Genomic DNA, 21,611 nt, shown 5'->3' on the forward strand with positions numbered 1-21,611 from the left:
GGTCTATCCCTTCTCCGCTCCCGCCGTGAGTCCTTCGGTCAGGAGCCGCTCGCCGACGAAGAACACGATCACGATCGGCAGCGTCAGAACCACCGATCCTGCCATGAGAACCGTCGTCGGGATCTCGATACTGCCCGCCAACTGGGAGAGTCCCAGCGAGACCGTCCAGCTCTCCCGTTTCTCGACGAGGAAGAGCAGGGCGAACAGGAACTCGTTCCAGGCGATCATGAACGCGTAGAGGCCGGTGGCCATGAGCGCGGGCTTGGACAGCGGGAGCACCACCCGCCAGATGGTCGACAGGCGCGTGCAGCCGTCGATCGCCGCCGCCTCCTCCACGCTCTGCGGCACGGTCTCGAAGTAATTGCGGAGCATGTATACCGTGACAGGCACCGTCTGCGCGCAATAAACGAGGATCAAACCCAGCAGAGACCCGCGAAGTCCGAGCATCGTAAAGAGCACGAACAGCGGAATGGCCAGCACGATCGCCGGAAACAGGTACACGGCCAGGAACACGAAATGCACCTGCCGCCGCCCGAAGAACCGCAGCCTGGCCACCGCGTACGCGCCCGGGATCGAGATCAGCAGCGTGATCGCCACCGACGAGACCGCCACGATGGCGCTGTTACGCATGAAGGTCAGGAAACCCTGCTTGGTCAATACGTTCGCGTAGGTATCGAAAGTGAGACCGCGCGGCCAGATCGAGCCGGGGTCCAGGATCAGCTCCTGGATGTCGCGGAGCGACAGCGTCACCATGTAGAAGAACGGGAAAGCGGTGATCACGAACAGAAAAAGGATCACCAACGGCTTCAGCACCCGGAACAGAGCGCGCTCGAACCGATCCCTGCTCATCACTCACCCTCTCGCCCTGAGAAGAACCGGAGATACAGGATCAGGAACACGACCAGGACGACCGCCAGCACGATCGCCTGGGCGGCCGAGGCGCCGATGTCGTCGCGCGCGGTCAGGAAGTTGTAGACCCGCACGCTCACCACCTCCGTGCCGGCCCCGCCGCCGGTGAGCAGGTAGACGTCGTCGAACTTGGTGAAGGTGAACACGAACCGCAGCACCGACAGCAGCGCGATGATCCGCCAGAGCTGCGGCAGGATCACATGCCGGAAGCGCTGCGTCGGTGTCGCGCCGTCGACCACGGCCGCCTCGTCCAGCTCGGCCGGCAGCGCCTGCAGCCGGGCCAGGATGAACAGGAAGGCGAACGGGAAATACCGCCACGCCTCGAACGCGATCACGGTGAGCAGCGCCACCGGCACCTGGATGCCGAGAAAGGTGCCCTTGGCCTGGGTGAGGAAGGCGATGGGGGTGCTCAGCCAGGAGTTCACGATGCCGAACTGGGGGTTCAGCATCGTCTCCCACAGGAAGGCCACCGCCACCACCGGCGCCACGTACGGCACCAGGATCGAGGCCCTGACCAACGTGCGGCCCCGGAAGCGGTCGCGCAGCGCCAGGGCGGCCACCAGCCCGATCGCGATCGACAGCGCGGTGCCCGCCACCGTGTAGACGAGCGTGTTGACCAGGGACGTCCAGAATCCCGGCTCGGACATGACGTAGCCGAAGTTGTCCAGCGTGTAGTGCCCGAAGACGCCCACCCGGCGGATGTTGATCAGCCGCACGTCCTGGAACGCCAGCATGATCGCCCAGAGCAGCGGCAGCACCACCACGACGAGCGTGATGATCAGCGTCGGGGAGATCAGCGTCAGCCCCGCCCTGCCCTCCTGCTCCCGTAGTGTCCCGCCACGCCGTCCCGTCACTGCCGGATCCCGCGCTTGATGGTCTCCACGTCGGCCTTGGCCCGCGCCGCCGCGGCCTGCGGGGTGAGCGAGCCGTCCACGACCGCGCTCAGCGCCTTGGGCACGGGCAACTCGCCCATCGTGGCTCCGACCAGCTTGCCCTGCCCCTGGGGGATGCCCCAGCGGGCGAAGGTGTCAGGGCTCTGGCGCAGCGCGTCCAGCACCTCGGCGGGGTAGACGTCCGCGAGCGGCTTCTTGGCGTCGACCCCGGCGGGCAGCTTGTTCCACTTGTCCGCGAAGCTCTTCCGGATCGGGAACTTGCCCTCGGGTGCCATCCCGATCCACCGCTCGTAGCCCTCGTTCATCATGTACGTGACGAACTGCGCGGCGGCATCCTTGGCGGCGTCCCGGGTGACGGCCCAGGAGACGATCTCCCCGTACTGGGCGGGTGTGCCGTCGGGGCCCTTCAGTGCTGTGACCACGCCGGTGTTCTTGGCCAGCCACTCGGGGTCGGTGCCGCACTCGGCGCAGCTGGGCTTCGCGTCGTTACGCAGCCCGGCCAGCTCGTCCAGGATGAACGACGACCAGATGGTCATCGCCGCCTTGCCGGCGAAGTAGGTGGCCCTGGTGGAGTCGACGTCCTGCTTGCCCTTGACCGAGTAGTCCTTCGCCAGCTTCGCGTAGTACGCGAACGCTTTCACGCACTGCGGGGAGGAAAGGGTGACATTTCCGGAATTGTCGACTAGTTGGCAGCCGTTGGCCAGCGCCACATGCTCGAAGCTCTGCGCCGTGAACGAGTCCTTCGGCGCGATGGCCAGCGTGATGCCGGCGACCCCACCCGTGTTGAGCTTCGCGGCCGCCGCCTCCAGCGCCTCGTAGGTGTCGGGCCGCTCCAGCCCGGCCTTCTGGAACAGGTCCTTGCGGTAGAGGATCAGCTGCGCCCACGCGTCACTCGGTACGGCCAGCAGCTTCCCGCCCGCGCTGTCGAGCTCCAGGGCCCGCGCGGAGAAGTCGCTCCTGCCCAGCTTGTCGACGACCTGGCCCGGTGTCTCCGTGTCGAGCAGGTCGTTGGCCTCCAGCTCCCTGATGGAGGCCAGGGGGAGGGCCCCGATCACGTCGGGCAGGTCCCCCGCGGCCGCGGCGGCGGTGACCACCTGGCTGAACTGGTCCTCGGCCACGCCGACCAGCTTGACCTTGATGCCGGTCTTCTGGGTGAAGTCGGCGATGATCTGGTTCTGCACGGTCATGCGATCGTCGAGGTTCTCCTCGGTCCAGACCGTGATCTCGTTGGCGGCCTTCTTGCTGCCATCGCCACACGCGGCGGTCGAGGCCGCGGCCAGCAGCGCGATGGAGAGGACGGCGACTACCTTCTTCGGCATGGCGCGCTCCTACGTCCGGGGATATGCCGCACTTACCCCCATGCGAGAAGTCGCAACTACGTAGGCGATTCCGAGATCCGTCTGTACTCCGTCCGTGTTCCGTCCCGGGCTTTCTGGCGCGTCGATCACGGAAAGCGATCTCCGGGCGGGTTATGTCGGTAAGATCGCTTACCGGAAGGCCGTTGGAGAGAAACCCCTAATTCGCTGGTTGCCGGCGGTGGCCGTCATTTGACTTAAGGGTGCCGGGAGAGCAACTATGGTATAGAAACACCTACTAAACCTTTAAGTTGCGATTGATCATAAAGCGTAAGTGTGGGGAATGCGCGTCATCACCTTTGAAGAGCCAGGCCGTGTCCGCGTCAGCCTGGAGTCGCCCGCCGAGCTTGAACCGGGTTGCGTGCGGGTTCGCACGATCTACTCGGGCGTCTCCGCCGGCACCGAACTGACCGCCTATCGCGGCACCAATCCTTATCTCACCAGAAAGTGGGACACAGAGCAGCGGCTGTTCCTCGACGGCCAGACGCACGCCTACCCGCTGACCGGCTGGGGCTACCAGGAGGTCGGTGAGGTGGTGGAGGCGGCGCCCGATGTCGCCGATCCGCCGGTCGGCCACCTGGTCTGGGGCGTCTGGGGCCACCGGGCCGAGGCCGTGGTGCCCGCCGAGAAGCTGGTCGGCCACGTGCTGCCGCCGGGCGCCGATCCGCTGAGCGGTGTCTTCGCCCGGGTGGGCGCGATCGCGCTCAACGCCGTGCACGCCGCCGACGTGCACCTGGGCGACCAGGTCGCGATCTTCGGGCAGGGCGTCATCGGCCTGCTGGCCACCCGCCTCGCCGTGCTGAGCGGCGCCCGGGTGGTGGCCGCCGACGCGATCCCGGCCCGCCTCGAACTCGCCAGGCGTTACGGCGCGACCGAGACGTTCGACATCGCGTCCGGCTCCGTCGCCGAGTTCGTCCGCAAGCGGATCGAGGGCGCCGACACCGCCATCGAGCTGAGCGGCAGCAACCTGGGCCTGCACGAGGCGATCAGGACCGTCCGCAAGGGCGGCCGGGTCGTGGCCGGCGGCTTCTACCAGGGCGAAGGCATCGGGCTGCGGCTGGGCGATGAGTTCCACCACAACCAGGTGCAGCTCGTCTCCTCCCAGATCGGCGGCGTCGCCTCCTGGCTGGCCCACCGCTGGGACGTCGAACGCCTGCAGCGCACGTTCATGGACCTCATATACGCGGGCGAGGTCGACGTGACCGGCCTGATCAGCCACGTCGTACCCGTCGGCAGCGCTCCCGAGGCCTTCGACCTGCTCGACAAGCACCCGTCCGAGGTGCTCCAGCTCGTCTTCGGCTTCGAGGAGGAGCCGCTGAAGCAGGAGCCTTGGCGAGAAGAGCCACCGCAACAGGAGGAGTCACAGTGAAGCTCGCGGCACAGGAGCAGCTGCTGCCCGGCCGTTCCCTGCAGGAGAAGTTCGCGTTCGCGACCGAGGCCGGGTTCGACGCGATCGAGCTGCGCGGGAAGGGGGACTTCCACTTCGCCAACCGCTTGACCGAGCTCAAGCGGGCGCTGGCCGACGGCGTGGTCATGCCGACGGTGTGCGTGGACATGCCGCACTTCATCGGCGACTTCGACCCCGCCAAGCGTACGGACGCGATTCAGCAGCTCAGATCGCAGCTCACGGTCATCGCCGAGCTCGGCGGCGTCGGGGTGATGACGCCCGCCTCCTGGGGCCAGTTCTCGCGCCGGCTGCCGCCGTTCGAGCCGCCGCGCAGCGCGGCGGAGGACCGTGAGGTGCTCACCGAGGCGCTGGGGGTGCTCGGCGAGCACGCGCAGCGCAACGGCGTGCTGATCATGCTGGAGCCGCTCAACCGCTACGAGAACCACATGGTCAACACCCTCGCCGACGCCGTGTCGTACTGCTCGATGGACTCCATCAAGGTCGTCGGCGACACCTACCACATGAACATCGAGGAGGACGATCCCTGCCGTTCGCTGATCGAGGCGGCCCCCTACCTCGCGCACATGCAGATCAGCGAGTCCAACCGGAACGAGCCCGGGACCGGCCATCTCGACTGGGGCGCGCAGCTGGCCACGCTCGACGCCCTCGGCTATGACGGCTACCTCGCGCTCGAATGCCGCCTGCGCGGCGAGCCCGAGATCGTCCTGCCGCAGACGGCCGCCTTCATCAGGAAGTTCCTGTGATCCTCCGCGACGCCGTGCGCGTGCTGGTGGCCAACTGGGACGGCAGCTACACGGTTCCCTCCCGGCGTCTCTACCCCCACCAGTGGAGCTGGGACTCCGCCTTCGTCGCGATCGGCAACGCCCGCTGGTCCCCGCGCCGGGCCAGGTCGGAGCTGCTGGCCCTGTTCGGCTCGCAGTGGCGCGACGGCAGGGTGCCGCACATCGCGTTCAACCCCAGGGTGCCCGAGGGCGCCTACTTCCCCGGCCCCGAGTTCTGGCAGTCACGGGCCCCGTCCGGGTCGGCGACCTCCGGCATCGTGCAGCCGCCCGTGCACGCCCTGGCCGTCTGGCGGGTGCACCAGGCCGAGCCGGACCCGACCTTCCTGCGCCGGCTCTATCCCCGGCTGGTGGCGCAGCAGCAATACCTGCGCAACGCGCGGCGCTCTCCCGAGGGGCTGATCTCGATCGTGCACCCGTGGGAGTCGGGCATGGACAACAGCCCGGCCTGGGACGTCCCGCTGGCCGCCGTCGACGCGGGGTCCGTCGCGTTCACGCGCCGGGATCTGGACACCGTCAGCGCCGATGAGCGGCCCACCGACCTGGACTACGAGCGCTACATCGCGCTCGCCCGCGCCTACCGCGACACCGGCTACCGCCGGGCCGGCGCGTTCTGCGTCGAAGACCCGCTGTTCAACGCCGCGTACGGCGTGGCGGAGCTGACGCTGGCGGAGATCGCGAAGGTGTGCGGCGGCGACCCGGAGCCGCACCTGCGCGAGGCCGCCGCGGTGACCGCGGCCATGGTCGAGCACCTCTACGACGACGGCCTGTTCCATGCCCGCGACGTGCTCACCGGCTGCCCGATCCGCTCCAACAGCGCCGCCGGGCTGGTGCCGCTCATGCTGCCCGGCCTGCCGCGCGACATCGTCAACGCGCTGATCGGCACGGCGCTCGACCGGTTCGGGCTGAAGGACGGCGTGCTGCCCAGCTTCGCGCCCGCCGCGCCGGAGTTCGACCCGGCGCGTTACTGGCGCGGGCCGAGCTGGATCAACCTGACCTGGCTGGTCTGGCAGGGCCTGCGGGAGCGCCGCCCTGACCTGGCCGACCCGCTGGCCGACGGCATGATCAGGGCGGTCACCGAGTCCGGCTTCCGGGAGTACTTCGACCCGTTCACCCTGCAGGGCCACGGTTGCCGCGACTTCAGCTGGTCAGCCGCGCTCATCCTCGACGTGGTCGCGGAGCACGGCCTGGACGGTATGCCTCCTACGGGCGGCGAGATCGGCCAGGAACTGGGGGGCGTCGGCGAAACCGACGACATCGGTGATCAGGTGCTCGCGTAGCAGGTCGCCCCGCCGCCTGAGCAGCGCGATCGTCTCGTACGACAGCCGCTCCCGGTCCCAGGCGTGGGCCAGCCCGCGCGGCACCCGGCCGATCTGGGCGCAGCGCACCGACAGGCCGTTGTGATGGAACTCCTCGCCCAGCCGCACCTCGTCGGCGCCGTCGGTGTAGAAGGCCAGGTCGATCACCGTGCCCTGCGGCCTGAGCAGCTTCAGCGCCAGAGCGAGGGCGCGGGGCCGGCCGCGGCACTGGAAGACCACGTCGGCGCCGCGGTCGCTGGGCGCGTGCCGCCAGCGCCGCTTCAGTTCGATGGCCGGATCCTCGTCGAAGGCCAGGGTCCCGGCGCCGAGTGCCTCGGCGATGTCCAGCCTGGCGGGGGTCTCGTCCACGACCACCACCTCCGCCGCGCCGTACGAGAGGGCGAAGGAGGCGGTCAGCAGGCCGACCACGCCCGCGCCGACGACGGCCACGCGCCGCCCGCGTACCCCGTCACCCAGGTCCGCGACACCGGGACCGTGCAGGTCGGTGGCCGCGTGCAGCAGCCCGTTCGCGCAGATCGGCCCCATATGGGCGACGAAGACGCCGAGTATCGGGTCGAGGTCGCCGGGCAGCTCCACGAACCGGTCGTTCATCGGGTCGGCCACGTAGCCGGTGCGGTGCCCGTAGGCCATCGCGACCAGCGCGCCCTCGCGCACCGCCCGGGTGCGCGTCTCGACCACCCGGCCCACCTGCATGTACCCGATGCCGCGCACCGGATAGCCGATCGACGGGGTGCCCTCGGCGAACAGCCCGAGCGCCGAATCCCAGGTCGCGGCCAGGTAGGGGTTGCTGCCCTTGACGTAGGTGAGCTCGGTGCCCGCCGAGATCCCGCTGTGCGTGGTGACCACCCGGAACCCGCCCTCCGGCACGGTGCCGAGCTTCTCCCCGACCAGCCTGACCTCGCCGGGCGCCTCTATGCTCAGCACCTCATCCATCGAGCGTCGTCACCGGCTTCCGTGAGGCCGCGGATCGCGCCAGGGCGAGCGCGAGCCGGTGGGTCTTCAGCGCCTCCCGGTACGGCACGCGTACGTCGGCCTCCTTGCCCTGTACGGCGTCGATGAAGGTCCGATCCACCCGCACCTTCGCCGCCCCGCCGTCCTGGACGGTGGTCTCGCCGTCCACCAGCAGCCGGTCCTCGCTCAGGTCGAGCGAGACGCCCTCGGCGTGCACCTCCAGCCCCGCCCGGTGCTTGCGCGCGAGCAGGCTGGTCGCGGCGAGCAGCCCCGCCGCGCCGCCCGCGAACCGCAGCACCGCCGCCGTGGCCCGGTCGACCTCGCCGTCCGTGTCGTTGTCCGCCGGTACGGCATGCACCATCGTCACCTCGCCCACCAGGACTCTGGCCAGGTCGAGGATGTGGATGGCCTGTTCGACCAGCTGGCCGCCCGACATCTCAGGCTTCAGCCACCAACCGACCGGCGGTACCTTGTCCAGCCAGTGGCCCAGCGCCAGCCGTACTGGACGGTCGCCCAGGACTTCGCGGGCCTGGTCAACGATGTCCAGGTAACGCCAATGGTGTCCGACGGCCGAAGGCAGGCCCTGGCGATCAATTTCATCGGCGATCTTTTCCGCTGTCGACAGGTCAAGTGAAAGCGGCTTTTCTACAAAAATCGGCAGATTGCATGCTAGAACATCCTTTTCCGGGTTACCGTGCGCAAAAGGAGGAACACAGACATAGACCGCGTCCAATCCGCCGGCATCCAGAAGGTCGGCATGGCTGTCGTAGGCAGGAGAGCCATGCCGTGCGGCCAGAGCCCCGGCCCTTCGGGGATCTGTGTCGGCGATTCCCGCGATCACCACGTCGGAGAAACCTGACAGGACATCCGCGTGGCGAGCGGCGACATTTCCGGCACCGATGATGCCGATCCGAGTGATGGGGAACACAGACCGGCTTATCCCACATTTACGGAGAATGAAACAAACATGTTCGATGATGCGTCGTCGGGGCAGATGTCGCGAACCTGACCAGATGAGATCGGGGCTAACCGTATGGAGACAGATCTGCGCGCCTTGGCCAGGGTCCAGGACTGGTACGGACCCCACTCGAGCGTCGCAGCCGAGTGGCCGATAGAGGCGCTGCTCCGGATCAAGGGTAGGACCGCGGTCAGCGTCATCCTGCCCGCGCGCGATGAGGAGCGGACGGTCGGCGAGATCGTCACCGTGCTCCGTCGCGACCTCGTCGAGCGGGCGCCGCTCGTGGACGAGATCATCGTGGTCGATTCGAACTCCACCGACGCGACCGCCGCCCGAGCGGCCGCGGCGGGGGCCCGCGTGGTGGCGCAGGGCGCCGTTCTCTCGCATCTGCCGCCGCTGAGCGGCAAGGGAGAGGCGCTGTGGAAGGGACTGGCGGCCTCCAGCGGGGATCTGATCGTGTTCGTGGACTCCGATCTGCGCAATTTCGGCGCGCACTTCGTCTCCGGGCTGCTCGGGCCGCTGCTCGCCGACAACGCCATCCAGTTCGTCAAGGCCGCCTACGAGCGGCCCTTCACCGGCGCCGACGGGGTGTTGTGGCGCGGCGGGGGCGGGCGGGTGACCGAGCTGGTCGCCAGGCCGCTGATCAACATGTTCTGGCCGGAGCTGGCCGGCTTCGTCCAGCCGCTCGGCGGGGAGTACGCCGCCCGCCGCGCGGTGCTGGAACGGGTCCCGTTCGTCACCGAGTACGGGGTGGAGTTCGGGCTGCTGGTGGACCTGCTGGAGCTGGTCGGGCTGGACGCGATGGCCCAGGTGGACCTGGGTGTCCGGGCGCACGGGCACCAGGCCGTGCCCGCGCTCGGCCGGATGGCCGGCCAGATCATGCTCACCGCCTGGTCCCGGCTGGAGCGCCAGGGCCGCGTGCTGTCCGCCACGTCCCCCGACCGCAGGCTGCTGCAGTTCGGGCTCGACGGGCAGGTCGACCTGGTGGACATGTCCGTGGCCGAGCGCCCGCCGCTGGCCTCCCTCGCCGTCGAGGACGTGGCATGAACGTCCTGGTGAACGCCGGACCGTGGCTGCGGGTGCCGCCACCGGGTTACGGTGGGATCGAGAACGTGGTGGCCACGCTGGTCCCCGCCCTGCGCGAGCGCGGGGTGCGGGTGGTCCTGGCCTCCGTGGGATCGAGCACCCTCGAGGTGGACGAGCTGATCGGCGTCTTCGACGACGGCCAGTTCGCCGAGCTGCAGAAGCCGTACAACCAGGTGATGGGCCTCGCGCACGCGCACCAGGCCCGCGTGGCGCGCGAAATCGGCCGTCGCGACGACCTCGACCTCGTCCACGACCACCTGGAGGTGGTCGGCCCGGCCGTGCTGTCCGCACTGGGCGGTCCGCCGGTTCTGCACACCCTGCACTGGGACCTGCGCAAGCACGCCGCCTTCTACGGGGCCTTCCCGCGCTCGATCGCGGTCAACGGCGTCTCGAACTCCCAGCTGGCCCGCGCGCCGGACGCGCTGCGCGCCGCCTCGCTCGGCGCCATCCACCTGGCCACCCCGCTCGCCGACCGCGACCTGCGTACCGAACGCGGCGAGCACTTCGTCGCGATGGGCCGCGTCTGCGGCCTCAAGGGCACGCACGTGGCCGCCAGGCTCTGCCAGAAGCTCGGCCTCCCGCTGGTCCTCGCGGGCCCGGTGAGCGGCCTGAACACCCCCGCCGAGCTGGACGCCGTCGTCCAGGACCCGGACCATCCGCTGAACGGCCACCCCGACGTCCGCTACCACGTGCACGCGGTCACCCCCTACCTCGACGGCGACCTGGTCAGATGGGTCGGCTCCGTGGGGGGCGCGGCCCGCGACCGGCTCTACGCCTCGGCCCGCGCCGCCCTGTTCCCCATTCAGTGGGACGAGCCCGGCGGCACCGCCGTCGTCGAGGCGCTCGCCCTGGGCGTGCCGCCCGTGGGGCTGCGCCGCGGCTGCCTGCCCGAGATCATCGACCACGGCCGGACCGGGTTCCTAGCCGACACCGAGGAGGAGCTGGCCGAGTGGGTGCTGCGGGTGGCGGAGATCGACCCCGAGGAGTGCCGCCGGGAGGCCCGCCGCCGCTTCTCACCGGCCGTCATGGCCGAGCGCTACCTGGAGCTGTACACGGAAATCATGAGAAGCCGCGCGGGAGCACGGTGACGGGACACGACGACGCCCGCAGCACCTTCATCGCCAGCTCCCCGAGGAACACCCGGTGCGGCTGCGCGTCCTCGCTGGCCGCGCAGACCAGCAGCTCACCCGGCAGCCACTCGATCGCCTCCAGCGCCGCGGTCACGTCGTGCCCCTCGGCGATCTCCGTCTCGGCCTCGATCCCGCTCGACTCCCAGGCCAGTCGTACGGCCAGCGCCAGGTCGTCCCCGAGCCGGCCCGGATCGTCCGTACGCAGGTCGAGCGTGATCAGCCGGAGCGGCACTCCGAGCCGGAGCGCGGCCTGCGCGATCCGCTCGACGGCCTCGTCACACTGCGGGCGGTGGACGTAGGCGAGCGTGAGCCGCGAGGGCTCGGCCGGCGGCCGGTGGCCGGCCGGCGTCAGCATCACCGCCTCGGACGCCAGGTGGAGCAGGCTGTCGGACGTCGACCCGATCGAGATGCGCCCGGCCTGCCCGCCGCCCGCCGAGCCGACCACGATCAGATCGGCCTTGATCCGGCTGGCCAGCACCGACAGTCCACGCCCAGCGCCCCTGCTCTCGAACGCGATGTACTCGGCCGGCACATCGCCGAGCTCCTCCGCCGCGTGCGCCAGCCCGGCCTGTGCCTCGACCGCCAACCCTGGGCTGCCCGGCGGGTAGATGGCGGCCACGGTGAGCTCGCCACCGGTGACCCGCGTGATCGCGGCACCCAGGGCGAGCGCGTCGCGTCCGCCTGACTCGCCGGTATAGCCGACGACCACGTGCTCTCCGATCACGACTGCCTCCCTACCCGCTCTGAGCTGGGACTACGCGAGCCTGCCGGACCTCTCCGGGGGGATCGGCCGACTTTCAGCACCTTTGGACGTTAGGGGGAGGCGGCGAGCGGTGATCGTTCCATAGGGTTTATGTCCATTGCCCGTTCACGGATTGGACACCTGTTGTACCGCGACATCGTCGACTTCGCCCTCTCCACGCCCGCGTGGCTGCACACTCTCGCCGAGAAGGGCACCGACGCCGGGCTGTTCCTCTTCGCGGCGCTGTTCGCGTGGTGCTGGTGGCGGGAGAGGAACGCGCCGGCGCGCGACCTGGCCATCACGATCGCCGGACCCGCCGGTGTGGTGTGCGCCTACGTCCTCAGCGAGGTCGTCAAGACCTTCGTCAGGGAGGACCGGCCGTGCCGGGGCGGGATCCCGACGATCGCCGAATGCCCGCCCCCGAGCGACTGGTCGTTCCCGAGCAACCACTCCGTCATCGCCGCCGGCGCCGCCGGGGCGCTCATCCTGGCCTGGCGCGCTCTGGCCTGGGTGGTGCTCCCGCTGGCGGCGGTGATGGCGTTCTCGCGGGTGTTCGTCGGCGTGCACTACCCGCACGACGTCGCCGCGGGCTTCCTGATCGGCTTGGCGCTGGCCCCGCTCTTCACGCTGCTGCTGGTGGGGGCCGTCACGCCGATGGTACGACTGGCGCGAACCCGTCTGTCGCCGCAACGAGCCGACTGACGATGCCCGGCTCGGTGGCGGCGTGCCCGGCGTCGTCCACCACCTCGAACCGCGCCTCCGGCCACGCCTTGTGCAGGTTCCAGGCGGTGGCCATGGGCGTGCACACGTCGTAGCGGCCCTGCACGATGACGGCGGGGATGTGGCGGATCCGGTCCACGTTCGCGATCAGCTGCTCGGGCTCGAACCAGCCCAGATGGGTGAAGTAGTGGTTCTCGATCCGCGCGAACGCCAGCGCCATCTTCTCCTCACCGAACTCGGCGACCAGCTCGGGATCGGGCCGCAACGTGACCGTGCTGCCCTCCCACTGCGCCCACGCCTTGGCCGCGGCCAGCCGCGCCTCGGGATCGTCCCCCTCCAGCCGGGCGCGGAAGGCGGCGATCAGATCGCCGCGCTCCTCGACGGGGATCGGCGCGATGAAGGACTCCCACACGTCGGGGAAGAGACGGGAGGTGCCTTCCTGGTAGAACCAGCCCAGCTCTTCGGGGCGGAGGGTGAAGATGCCGCGCAGCACCAGCTCGGTGGTTCTGTCCGGATGCGTCTGCCCGTACGCCAGGGCGAGCGTGCTGCCCCACGACCCGCCGAACACCTGCCACCTGTCGATGCCCAGGTGCTCGCGCAGCCGTTCCATGTCGGCGACCAGGTGCCAGGTGGTGTTGGCCTCCAGTGAGACGCCCGGGTCGCTGGCATGCGGCAGGCTGCGACCGCAGTTGCGCTGGTCGAACAGGACGATGCGATACAGCTCCGGGTTCCACTGACGGCGGTGTTTGGCGCTGCAGCCGCCGCCGGGGCCGCCGTGGAGCATGACCGCGGGCTTGCCGTCCGGGTTGCCGCAGACCTCCCAGTAGATCTGGTTGCCGTCGCCCACGTCGAGCAGGCCCGAGTCGTAGGGCTCGATGGGGGGATACAGGTTTCTCATGCGCGCTCCCGTGGTCGATTCTTTCCGGAACTTAGCCGATACGGCCTGCTCTCGCCTGGTGCCGGTCACCGAAGATTAGGGTGCGGGTATGGAGCTGGTGACAATTGATGACATCCGGGACGCGGCCCAGCGCATCAAGCCGGTCGCGGTGCGGACCCCGCTGGTGCCCATGGGGGAGGTCTGGGTCAAGCCGGAGAGCCTGCAGCGGGTCGGGTCGTTCAAGATCCGCGGTGCCTACAACGCCGTCGCGGCGCTGCGGCCCGATGGGGTCGTCACCCACTCCTCCGGCAATCACGGCCAGGCGCTGGCGTACGCGGCCAAGCAGTTCGGGGTGCCGTGCGTCGTCGTGGTGCCCGAGGGGACGCCCGAGGTCAAGGCGGCGGCGATCAAGGGGCACGGCGCCGAGCTGGTCGTCGTACCGCCCGAGCAGCGGATCGCCGGGGCCCTCAAGCTGGCCGAGGAGCGAGGGCTCACCATGGTCCCGCCGTACGACCATCTGGCGGTGATCGCCGGGCAGGGCACCATCGGGCTGGAGATCGTCGCGGACCTGCCGGACGTCGAGGTGGTGGTCGTACCGGTCAGCGGCGGCGGACTCGCCTCGGGCATCGCCGCGGCCGTCAAGGCGCTGCGGCCGGAGGTCACCGTGCTGGGCGTCGAACCCGAACTCGCCGCCGACGCGGCCGAGAGCCTGGCGGCTGGCCACGTGGTCCCCTGGGAGCCGGCCCGGACCTTCCGTACGATCGCCGACGGGCTGCGGGCCGATCTGTCGGAGCTGACGTTCGCGCACCTGCGCGAGCACCTCGACGGCATCGTCACCGTGTCGGAGGACGAGATCCGCCACGCCATGGGCCACCTGGCCCGATCGGCCCGCCTGGTGGCCGAGCCGAGCGGAGCGGTCACGACGGCGGCCTACCTGTCGGGGCGCGTCCCAGAGGGCCGGACGGTCTTGGTGCTGTCCGGCGGCAACGTCAACCCGGACCTGCTGCGCGAGGTGGTCTAAGACGTCCAGTTGTTCAGGCGGTCCACTCGTGGCGGGCCAGGAACGACCGGTCACCGGTCGCGTACTCCTGGAAGGCCCGCTGCACCTCCGCCAGCTCGACCACCATCGTCCGCGCCAGCGCCGCCTCCTTGTACTCCAGCTCGTAGCCGGGGGAGACCTGGATGAAGTGGCGCCCGAAGTTCACCAGCGTGACGAACGGGTTCTGCGGCGACATGGTGGCCAGCACGTCGTGCACCAGCCCGAGGTCCGGATCGTGGACGATCATCCCGTCACCGGTGTGGAGCTGCATGCCCTCGTAGACACCGAGCGGCGCCACGTTGTGCACGAGATCACGCTGCGGGTCGTAGCAGACGAGACCATGAGCCCGTGCGACGGTGAACACCTGTGCCGACATCTCGTCCATCGTGTCGAGGTCCATCGTCACCAGGAGATGTCCCGGATAGACCGTGACCTCGCCGGGCAGCTCCTTGGCCACCTCCGGCACCTCGCCCGCGACGGGTTCGGTCTTCTTGACCGCCAGGTAGGCGGCCCGCGCCTGATCCCGGTTGATCGGCGCGGACTCGTCCCAGACCATCAACTCAACGCTCACCCGCTCATCTTGTCGGATTGGGCAGCAGCTGGTGGCACTCACCCCCGCACAAGCGGGAACGCCCGGCTTCATGACCGCGTCTAGCGCGGCTTCTCCGACTCCGGAACCAGCTGTGCCGTGCAGTGAGCGCATCGGCGCGCCTCAAGGGGGATGTCACTCAGACATTCCGGGCACGGCCGGGTCGTCGCGGCCTCGTTCTTGTCGAACAGGCTGATCAGCCGGTTCATCGGCAGCGCGATCAGCCAGTAGACCACCGCCGCGATGATCAGGAAGGTGAGCAGGTGGTTGAGGAAGTCGCCGTACTTGAACTCGCTCCCGTTGACGGTGAAGGAGTATTCGGCGAAGTTCGGCTGCCTCCCTCCGGTGACCGCCCCGATCAGCGGGGTGACCAGGTCGGCGACCAGCGCCTGAACCAGCCCGCTGAAGGTCGCTCCGACGATCACCGCGATCGCCAGCTCGACGATGTTGCCACGCAGCAGGAACTTCTTGAAACCGCCCATGGCATCGTTAATTAGCCGGTCAAGCAACGGTCAAACCCTTCCCTCCCGCTACGAGCATCTATCCATGCCGTCTTCGTGGGCCGCCTCTTGTATCCAGGGAAGCGTGTTAAGCCGTCTGGTGGGAAGGACCTGTGATCAGCCAGGGCCGGACGCCTCCTTCGAGGCCGGGCTTGTCCGGCGGAGCGAGGGAACGGAACATGGGGAAAGACGGCAAGGGAGCCTCGATGATCGAAATCTGGCCGGGAGACCCCTATCCTCTCGGTGCGACATATGACGGGGCAGGCACCAATTTCTCGCTTTATACGGAGGTCGCGGACAAGGTCGAACTGTGCTTTTTCGACGAGGCCAACGTCGAGTCCAGGGTGCCGCTGACCGAGGTCGACGGGTTCATCTGGCACGGTTACCTGCCGGGCATAGGTCCGGGCCAGCGCTACGGCTATCGCGTCCACGGGCCCTACGAGCCGGAGCGGGGCTTGCGGTGCAATCCGGCCAAGCTGCTGCTCGACCCGTACGCGATGGCGATCGAGGGTGGTGTCACCTGGAACGAGGCGGTCTACGGTTACCCTTTCGGCGAGCCCGACGCGCGCAATGACGCCGACTCAGCGCCCTATGTCCACCGCTCTATCGTGATAAATCCGTTCTTCGGGTGGGGACATGACCGGCCGCCCGCCACGCCGTACCACGACACCGTGATCTACGAGGCGCACGTGCGCGGCCTGACGATCAGCAACCCGAAGATCCCCGAGCACCTGCGCGGCACGTACGCCGCGCTCGGCCACCCGGAGATCATCGACCACCTCACCAAGCTCGGCGTGACGGCGCTCGAACTGATGCCCGTCCATCAGTACGTCACCGACGACATCCTGGAGCAGCGCGGGCTGTCCAACTACTGGGGCTACAACTCGATCGGCTTCTTCGCGCCGCACAACCGCTACTCCAGCCAGGGGCAGCGGGGTGGTCAGGTGCTGGAGTTCAAGGCCATGGTGCGGGCGCTGCACGAGGCGGGGATCGAGGTCATCCTCGACGTCGTCTACAACCACACGGCCGAGGGCAACCACCTCGGGCCGACGCTGTCCCTCAGGGGGATCGACAACCCCGACTACTACCGGCTGGTCGACGGCGACAAGCGTTACTACCTGGACACCACGGGCACCGGCAACAGCCTGCTCATGCGCTCGCCCCACGCGCTTCAGATGATCATGGACTCGCTCCGCTACTGGGTCATCGAGATGCACGTCGACGGGTTCCGCTTCGACCTGGCCTCGACCCTGGCCCGTGAGCTGCACGAGGTCGACCGGCTGAGCTCCTTCTTCGACCTGGTCCAGCAGGACCCGGTGTTGTCGCAGGTCAAGCTGATCGCCGAGCCGTGGGACCTCGGGCCGGGCGGCTACCAGGTCGGCAACTTCCCCTCACGATGGACGGAGTGGAACGGCCGCTACCGCGACACCATCCGCGACCTGTGGCGCGGGCAGCCCGCGACGCTGCCCGAGTTCGGCTCCCGGTTCACCGGCTCCAGCGACCTCTACCTCGACGACAGCCGCCGGCCCGCCGCCTCGATCAACTTCGTCACCTGCCACGACGGTTTCACCCTCCAGGACCTGGTCTCGTACGACGTCAAGCACAACGAGGCCAACAAGGAGGGCAACCGCGACGGCACCGACGACAACCGGTCCTGGAACTGCGGCGCGGAGGGCCCGGCGGGCCTGGCCATCGAGTCGCTGCGCGAGCAGCAGAAGCGCAACTTCCTGACCACGCTCTTCCTGTCGCAGGGTGTGCCGATGCTCTCCCACGGCGACGAGCTGGGCCGCACCCAGCACGGCAACAACAACGGCTACTGCCAGGACAACGAGCTGACCTGGGTCGACTGGTCCGACGTCAGGGAGAACTGGCTGCTGCTGGAGTTCACGCAGCGGCTGGCCGCGCTGCGCAAGAAGCATCCGGTCTTCCGGCGCAGGCGCTTCTTCTACGGCAAACCGGTGCGCGGCCTGAACGACATCGCCTGGCTCACCCCCTCGGGGGAGGAGATGACCGACAGCGACTGGAACGTCGGCTACGCCAAGTCGCTGGCCGTCTTCCTCAACGGCGAGGCGATCACCGAGCCCGACCGGCGCGGGCGGCCGATCAGGGATGACTCGTTCCTGCTGCTGTTCAACGCCCACCACGACATGATCACGTTCACGGTCCCCAAGGACTACGGCGAGATGTGGCAGACCGAGATCGACACCGCCATGCCGATCGTGCTCGACGTCCGGATGTGCCGAGCCGGGGAAGGGGTCGCGGTGCCTGGTCGCAGCGTACGGGTGCTCCGTCGTGTCTAGGCCGGTCTCGACCTATCGGGTCCAGCTGACGCCCGACTTCGGGTTCGCCCAGGTGGGGGAGATCGCCGCGTATCTGCGGGATCTGGGGGTCAGCCACGTGTTCCTGTCGCCGATCCTGCAGGCGACGCCCGGCTCGCTGCACGGCTACGACGTCACGGACCACTCCCGGATCAGGGCGGAGTTCGGCGGCGCCAAGGGATTCCGCGAGATGGCCGAGCAGCTGGCGGCACAGGATCTCGGCATCGTCCTCGACATCGTGCCCAACCACATGAACACGATCAACGCCCAGTTCTGGTCCGTACTCGCCGAAGGACCTGCCTCCCCGTACGCAGCCTGGTTCGACATCGACTGGGACGGCGGGAAGGTGGCGCTGCCGGTGCTCGGCGACGACGTCGAGCCGGTGGTCGACGGCGACGTGCTGCGCTACCACGAGCACGTCTTCCCCCATCCCGGGCACTACCGGCTGGTCGACTGGCGTCAGGGGCCGGGCTACCGGCGCTTCTTCGACGTGTCGACGCTGATCGGGCTGCGGGTCGAGGACCCTGAGGTGCTCTTCGCCACGCATGAAGTGATCTTCTGGCTGCTCGACGAGGGCCTGGTAGACGGGCTGCGCGTCGATCATCCGGACGGGCTGGCCGACCCGCGCGGCTACCTCGAACGCCTGCGCGCCAGGTCCGGCGGCGCCTGGACGGTCGTGGAGAAGATCCTGATCGGCGACGAGCGGCTGCCCGAGGACTGGGACTGCGAGGGCACCACCGGCTACGAGGTGCTGAACCGGGTCAACGGCCTGTTCGTCGACCCGGCCGGTGAGGCGCCGCTGGTCGAGCTGTTCACCCGGCTCACCGGCCTGCCCGGCGATTTCCGGCCGGTGGTGGCGCAGGCCAAGCGCGAGGTGATCGAGCTGTTCTTCGGCGCCGAGGTGCGCCGTCTGGCCCGCGCCGCCGGTTGCGCGCCGGCCGCCGTCGCCGAGCTGCTCGCCGCGATGCCGGTGTACCGGGCGTATATGGTGCCGGGCGAGCCGCCGCCGCCCGCATCGGTGGAGATCGTCGAGCGGGCCGCCGACTCATGCTCACCCGCCGTGCAACCGTTCGTCCAGCAGGTCCTGTACGGCCCCGACGACGTGATCACGCGTTTCCAGCAGACCTGCGGGCCGGTCATGGCCAAGGGGGTCGAGGATACGGCGCTGTACCGGTGGTTCCCCCTGTCGTGTCTGAACGAGGTCGGCGGCGATCCGGACCTGTTCGGCGTCTCGGTGCCGGACTTCCACGCCTTCTGCCGTGACCTGCGGCCGTACACGATGACCACGCTGTCCACGCACGACACCAAGCGGTCGGAAGACGTCCGCGCCCGGCTGGCCGTGCTGTCGGAGCTGCCCGGGGAGTGGGCGGAGGCGGTGTCGGAATGGTCGGCGGCCGTGAGCTTCGATCCGCGGCTCGACTACCTGGCCTGGCAGAACCTGATGGCGGCCTGGCCGATCTCCGGCGAACGGTTCGCCGAATACCTGCTCAAGGCGGCACGGGAGGCCAAGACCTCCATTTCCTGGATAAATCCTGATCAGGGGTACGAACAGCGGCTTCGCGACTTTTCTTCGGCGGCCGTGAAGCTGCCGGTGGGCGAGTTCACCGAGCGCATCGACGCCTTCGCCATGGCCAACTCGCTCGGGGCCAAGCTCGTCCAGCTGATGATGCCGGGGGTGCCGGACGTCTATCAGGGCAACGAGATGACCGACTTCTCGCTGGTCGACCCGGACAATCGGCGGCCGGTGACGTTCGGGCGGTCGCCGGTTTCGCGGTGGGACGCGGCCAAGCTCGCCGTGACGACCCAGGCGTTGCGGCTGCGGCGCCGGCTCGACCCCGCGGCGCCGTACACACCGCTCCTGGCGGAAGGGGAGGCGGCGGAGCACCCGATCGCCTTCGCGCGCGGTGACGAACCGCCGCGCGCGGTCGCGGTCGCCACGCGCCTGCCCGTCCGCCTCGCCCGCCGCGCGCAGGCCGCAGGTGCACCGGCCACGGGCTCACAGGCCGCAGACGCACAGACCGCGGATGTATGGCCTGGGGAGCGGGAGATGTGTCTCGGCTGGGGCGGTACCACGCTGACCCTCCCGACCGGAACCTGGCGCGAACTACTGACCGGCGGCGTCTTCACCGGCCGCGTCCCGCTCGCTCACCTGCTCGCCCGATACCCCGTCGCGCTGCTGGAGAGACATGATCTTTGAGGTGTGGGCTCCGAATGCCACGACCGTGGAGGTCGATCTGGACGACGTCCTCGACGGGCGCCGCGCGATGACCGCCGGTGCGGGCGGCTGGTGGGCGGCCGACGTACCAGAGGCCGGGCATGGGACTCGCTACCGGTACGTACTCGACGGCGAAGGCCCGTACCCCGACCCCCGCTCCCGCCGCCAGCCCGATGGCGTCTTCGGGCCCAGCGCCGTCTACGACCACGCGCGCTACACGTGGGCCGACCACGAGTGGACCGGCCGTGACCTGCGCGGCTCGGTGATCTACGAGCTGCACATCGGGACGTTCACCCAGACGGGCACGTTCGAGGCGGCCATCGAGAAGCTGCCGCATCTCGTCGAGCTGTCCGTGGACTTCGTGGAGGTCATGCCGGTGGCCCCGGTGCCCGGCGGGCGTAATTGGGGCTACGACGGGGTGGACCTGTACGCGGTCAACGAGACGTACGGCGGCCCCGACGGGCTCAAGTCGTTCGTCGACGCCTGCCATCGCGCCGGCATCGGCGTCCTGCTCGACGTCGTCTACAACCACCTGGGGCCGTCGGGCAACTTCCTGCACCCCTTCGGGCCCTACTTCGCCGGATTCAGCGGGAGCTATTGGGGCGAGGCGGTCAATCTCGACGGGCCGGGGTCCGACGAGGTGCGCCGCTACTTCATCGAGAACGCCCTGCAGTGGCTGCGTGACTACCACATCGACGGCCTGCGGCTCGACGCCGTGCACGCGCTGCACGACAAGCGCGCCACACACCTGCTGGCCGAGCTGTCCGACCAGGTGGACGCGCTGTCCTGCGCGGTGGGCAGGCCGCTGTCGCTCATCGCCGAATCCGACCTCAACGACCCGCACATGGTCCGCTCCCTCGACGCGGGCGGGCTGGGAATGACCGCGCAGTGGGACGACGACGTCCACCACGCGCTGCACTGCGCGGTGAGCGGTGAGAGTCACGGCTATTACGCCGACTTCACCGACCTGTCCGCGCTGGCCAAGGCACTGACCCGCGGTGTCGTACACGAGGGCGGCTGGTCGAGCTTCCGCGGCCGTACGCATGGGGCGCCGTACGCCGGAGTGCCCGGCCACCGGCTGGTCGCCTGCCTGCAGAACCACGACCAGATCGGCAACCGGCCCCTGGGCGACCGGCTGCCCGTCTCCGCTCTCAAACTCGGCGCCGGGCTGCTGCTGACCTCGCCGTTCACCCCGATGCTGTTCATGGGGGAGGAGTGGGGAGCCGGTACGCCGTTCCTGTTCTTCTCCGACCACGTCGACCCGCAGTTGCGCGAGAGCGAGGGCGGGCGCAGGGAGCAGGAGTTCGACGGCTTCGGGTACGCCTGGGACGCTCCCGACCCCTCGCGTGAGGAGACGTTCCTGCGCTCCAAGCTGGACTGGGATGAGGTGAAACAGGAGGTCCACTGGTCGCTGCTCTGCTGGTACCGCGACCTGATCGCACTGCGTAAGGCGCTGCCCGAGCTGTCGGACCCGCATTTCGACAGCGTCCGGGTGGAGTTCGACCCGGACGGGAAGTGGCTGGTGATGTGGCGGGGGTCGCTGTGCGTCACCGTCAATTTCGGGGCGGACTCGGTGACGTTGCCGGTGTCGGTGGGGGCGGCACTGCTGGCCTCTGATGAACCGGTCACCGGTGGTGAGGACGGGGTTTGGCTGCCTGGGCAGAGCATGGCGATCTTCAGGTCCCCTAGCGGTCAGAAGAGCGGACCTGGATCAGCTGTCTGACCATCCGGCGCCCCGCAGGAGCCGCGACGGACGGATGTCCTTGGCCTGTCCTTTGTTGTCCACAGCCCCGGCTGTTGTCCACAGCCTCGGCCCCATCTGC

At 69.1% G+C, this 21,611-nt stretch carries 18 protein-coding genes and 1 pseudogene; 10 read left to right on the top strand and 9 right to left on the bottom strand.

The genetic code is table 11. From position 1 onward, the window contains the following. Positions 1-3: 3 nt before the first annotated feature. Genes ACIBO2_RS04775 through ACIBO2_RS04785 form a run of 3 tightly spaced genes read right to left on the bottom strand, consistent with a single transcriptional unit; the run spans position 4 to position 3,121 of the window. Positions 4-849 (bottom strand): carbohydrate ABC transporter permease, encoded by an 846-nt coding sequence (locus tag ACIBO2_RS04775; RefSeq protein WP_397295406.1) that lies wholly within the window; start codon positions 847-849, stop codon positions 4-6. After that, positions 849-1,763 (bottom strand): sugar ABC transporter permease, encoded by a 915-nt coding sequence (locus tag ACIBO2_RS04780; protein ID WP_358536992.1) that lies wholly within the window; start codon positions 1,761-1,763, stop codon positions 849-851. The genes ACIBO2_RS04775 and ACIBO2_RS04780 overlap by 1 nt, the downstream gene beginning before the upstream one ends. Continuing rightward, the gene (locus ACIBO2_RS04785; RefSeq protein WP_397295408.1) at positions 1,760-3,121 is read right to left on the bottom strand and encodes an ABC transporter substrate-binding protein; all 1,362 of its coding nucleotides are present in this window, start codon (positions 3,119-3,121) and stop codon (positions 1,760-1,762) included. Before ACIBO2_RS04785 ends, ACIBO2_RS04780 begins: the two co-directional genes overlap by 4 nt. 397 nt (positions 3,122-3,518) lie before the next feature. Here ACIBO2_RS04785 and ACIBO2_RS04790 point away from each other — a divergent pair, with 397 nt between their 5' ends. From ACIBO2_RS04790 to ACIBO2_RS04800, 3 genes and pseudogenes are all read left to right on the top strand, one after another. After that, positions 3,519-4,526 carry a zinc-binding alcohol dehydrogenase gene (locus ACIBO2_RS04790; RefSeq protein WP_358536996.1) on the top strand — a complete coding sequence of 336 codons (1,008 nt, stop codon included), beginning with the start codon at positions 3,519-3,521 and terminating at the stop codon, positions 4,524-4,526. Then, positions 4,523-5,308, top strand: a complete 786-nt coding sequence (locus ACIBO2_RS04795) for a sugar phosphate isomerase/epimerase family protein (protein ID WP_358177923.1) — start codon at positions 4,523-4,525, stop codon at positions 5,306-5,308. Before ACIBO2_RS04790 ends, ACIBO2_RS04795 begins: the two co-directional genes overlap by 4 nt. Beyond that, positions 5,239-6,483: pseudogene (locus tag ACIBO2_RS04800) on the top strand (MGH1-like glycoside hydrolase domain-containing protein); the annotation flags it as partial. The gene ACIBO2_RS04795 and the pseudogene ACIBO2_RS04800, both read left to right, overlap by 70 nt. 9 nt (positions 6,484-6,492) lie before the next feature. Here the strand turns inward: ACIBO2_RS04800 and ACIBO2_RS04805 are convergent. Together ACIBO2_RS04805 and ACIBO2_RS04810 are read right to left on the bottom strand one after the other, a co-directional pair. Beyond that, positions 6,493-7,596, bottom strand: a complete 1,104-nt coding sequence (locus ACIBO2_RS04805; protein ID WP_358536998.1) for a zinc-binding alcohol dehydrogenase — start codon at positions 7,594-7,596, stop codon at positions 6,493-6,495. Further along, positions 7,589-8,542 (bottom strand): Gfo/Idh/MocA family oxidoreductase, encoded by a 954-nt coding sequence (locus ACIBO2_RS04810; protein ID WP_358537000.1) that lies wholly within the window; start codon positions 8,540-8,542, stop codon positions 7,589-7,591. Before ACIBO2_RS04810 ends, ACIBO2_RS04805 begins: the two co-directional genes overlap by 8 nt. A gap of 105 nt (positions 8,543-8,647) precedes the next feature. Here ACIBO2_RS04810 and ACIBO2_RS04815 point away from each other — a divergent pair, with 105 nt between their 5' ends. Both ACIBO2_RS04815 and ACIBO2_RS04820 read left to right on the top strand, forming a co-directional pair. Continuing rightward, complete coding sequence (locus ACIBO2_RS04815) at positions 8,648-9,619, top strand: glucosyl-3-phosphoglycerate synthase (RefSeq protein WP_358537002.1); 972 nt, start codon at positions 8,648-8,650, stop codon at positions 9,617-9,619. Beyond that, complete coding sequence (locus ACIBO2_RS04820; protein ID WP_358537004.1) at positions 9,616-10,746, top strand: glycosyltransferase; 1,131 nt, start codon at positions 9,616-9,618, stop codon at positions 10,744-10,746. Before ACIBO2_RS04815 ends, ACIBO2_RS04820 begins: the two co-directional genes overlap by 4 nt. On the opposite strand, the gene ACIBO2_RS04825 is transcribed toward ACIBO2_RS04820, so the two are convergent. Next, positions 10,718-11,512 carry a universal stress protein gene (locus tag ACIBO2_RS04825; protein ID WP_397295412.1) on the bottom strand — a complete coding sequence of 265 codons (795 nt, stop codon included), beginning with the start codon at positions 11,510-11,512 and terminating at the stop codon, positions 10,718-10,720. The two genes, ACIBO2_RS04820 and ACIBO2_RS04825, sit on opposite strands and share 29 nt — an antisense overlap. A 162-nt stretch (positions 11,513-11,674) precedes the next feature. On the opposite strand from ACIBO2_RS04825, the gene ACIBO2_RS04830 reads away from it, so the two are divergent. Continuing rightward, positions 11,675-12,232 carry a phosphatase PAP2 family protein gene (locus ACIBO2_RS04830; protein WP_358537008.1) on the top strand — a complete coding sequence of 186 codons (558 nt, stop codon included), beginning with the start codon at positions 11,675-11,677 and terminating at the stop codon, positions 12,230-12,232. On the opposite strand, the gene pip is transcribed toward ACIBO2_RS04830, so the two are convergent. Continuing rightward, complete coding sequence (pip, locus tag ACIBO2_RS04835) at positions 12,177-13,148, bottom strand: prolyl aminopeptidase (protein ID WP_397295414.1); 972 nt, start codon at positions 13,146-13,148, stop codon at positions 12,177-12,179. The two genes, ACIBO2_RS04830 and pip, sit on opposite strands and share 56 nt — an antisense overlap. 88 nt (positions 13,149-13,236) lie before the next feature. Here pip and ACIBO2_RS04840 point away from each other — a divergent pair, with 88 nt between their 5' ends. Then, entirely contained in the window at positions 13,237-14,148 is a 912-nt protein-coding gene (locus ACIBO2_RS04840; protein WP_358537012.1) for a threonine/serine dehydratase, read from the top strand. A 13-nt stretch (positions 14,149-14,161) separates the two neighbouring features. Here the strand turns inward: ACIBO2_RS04840 and ACIBO2_RS04845 are convergent, their stop codons facing one another. Both ACIBO2_RS04845 and mscL read right to left on the bottom strand, forming a co-directional pair. Continuing rightward, positions 14,162-14,737, bottom strand: coding sequence for a hypothetical protein (locus ACIBO2_RS04845; protein ID WP_397295416.1), 576 nt, complete (start codon positions 14,735-14,737; stop codon positions 14,162-14,164). An 80-nt stretch (positions 14,738-14,817) separates the two neighbouring features. Beyond that, positions 14,818-15,237 (bottom strand): large conductance mechanosensitive channel protein MscL, encoded by a 420-nt coding sequence (gene mscL / locus ACIBO2_RS04850; RefSeq protein ID WP_397295418.1) that lies wholly within the window; start codon positions 15,235-15,237, stop codon positions 14,818-14,820. 224 nt (positions 15,238-15,461) lie between these two features. On the opposite strand from mscL, the gene glgX reads away from it, so the two are divergent. Genes glgX through treZ form a run of 3 tightly spaced genes read left to right on the top strand, consistent with a single transcriptional unit; the run spans position 15,462 to position 21,511 of the window. After that, entirely contained in the window at positions 15,462-17,555 is a 2,094-nt protein-coding gene (gene glgX / locus ACIBO2_RS04855) for a glycogen debranching protein GlgX (RefSeq protein WP_358537019.1), read from the top strand. Continuing rightward, the gene (treY, locus tag ACIBO2_RS04860; RefSeq protein ID WP_397295421.1) at positions 17,548-19,770 is read left to right on the top strand and encodes a malto-oligosyltrehalose synthase; all 2,223 of its coding nucleotides are present in this window, start codon (positions 17,548-17,550) and stop codon (positions 19,768-19,770) included. The genes glgX and treY overlap by 8 nt, the downstream gene beginning before the upstream one ends. Before the next feature lies 1 nt (position 19,771). After that, a complete protein-coding gene (gene treZ / locus ACIBO2_RS04865; RefSeq protein WP_358537023.1) occupies positions 19,772-21,511 on the top strand; it encodes a malto-oligosyltrehalose trehalohydrolase in 1,740 nt (579 codons plus the stop codon). Positions 21,512-21,611 lie beyond the last annotated feature (100 nt).

It is taken from the genome of Nonomuraea sp. NPDC050022, assembly GCF_044460705.1.
In the GTDB taxonomy this organism is placed as follows: domain Bacteria; phylum Actinomycetota; class Actinomycetes; order Streptosporangiales; family Streptosporangiaceae; genus Nonomuraea.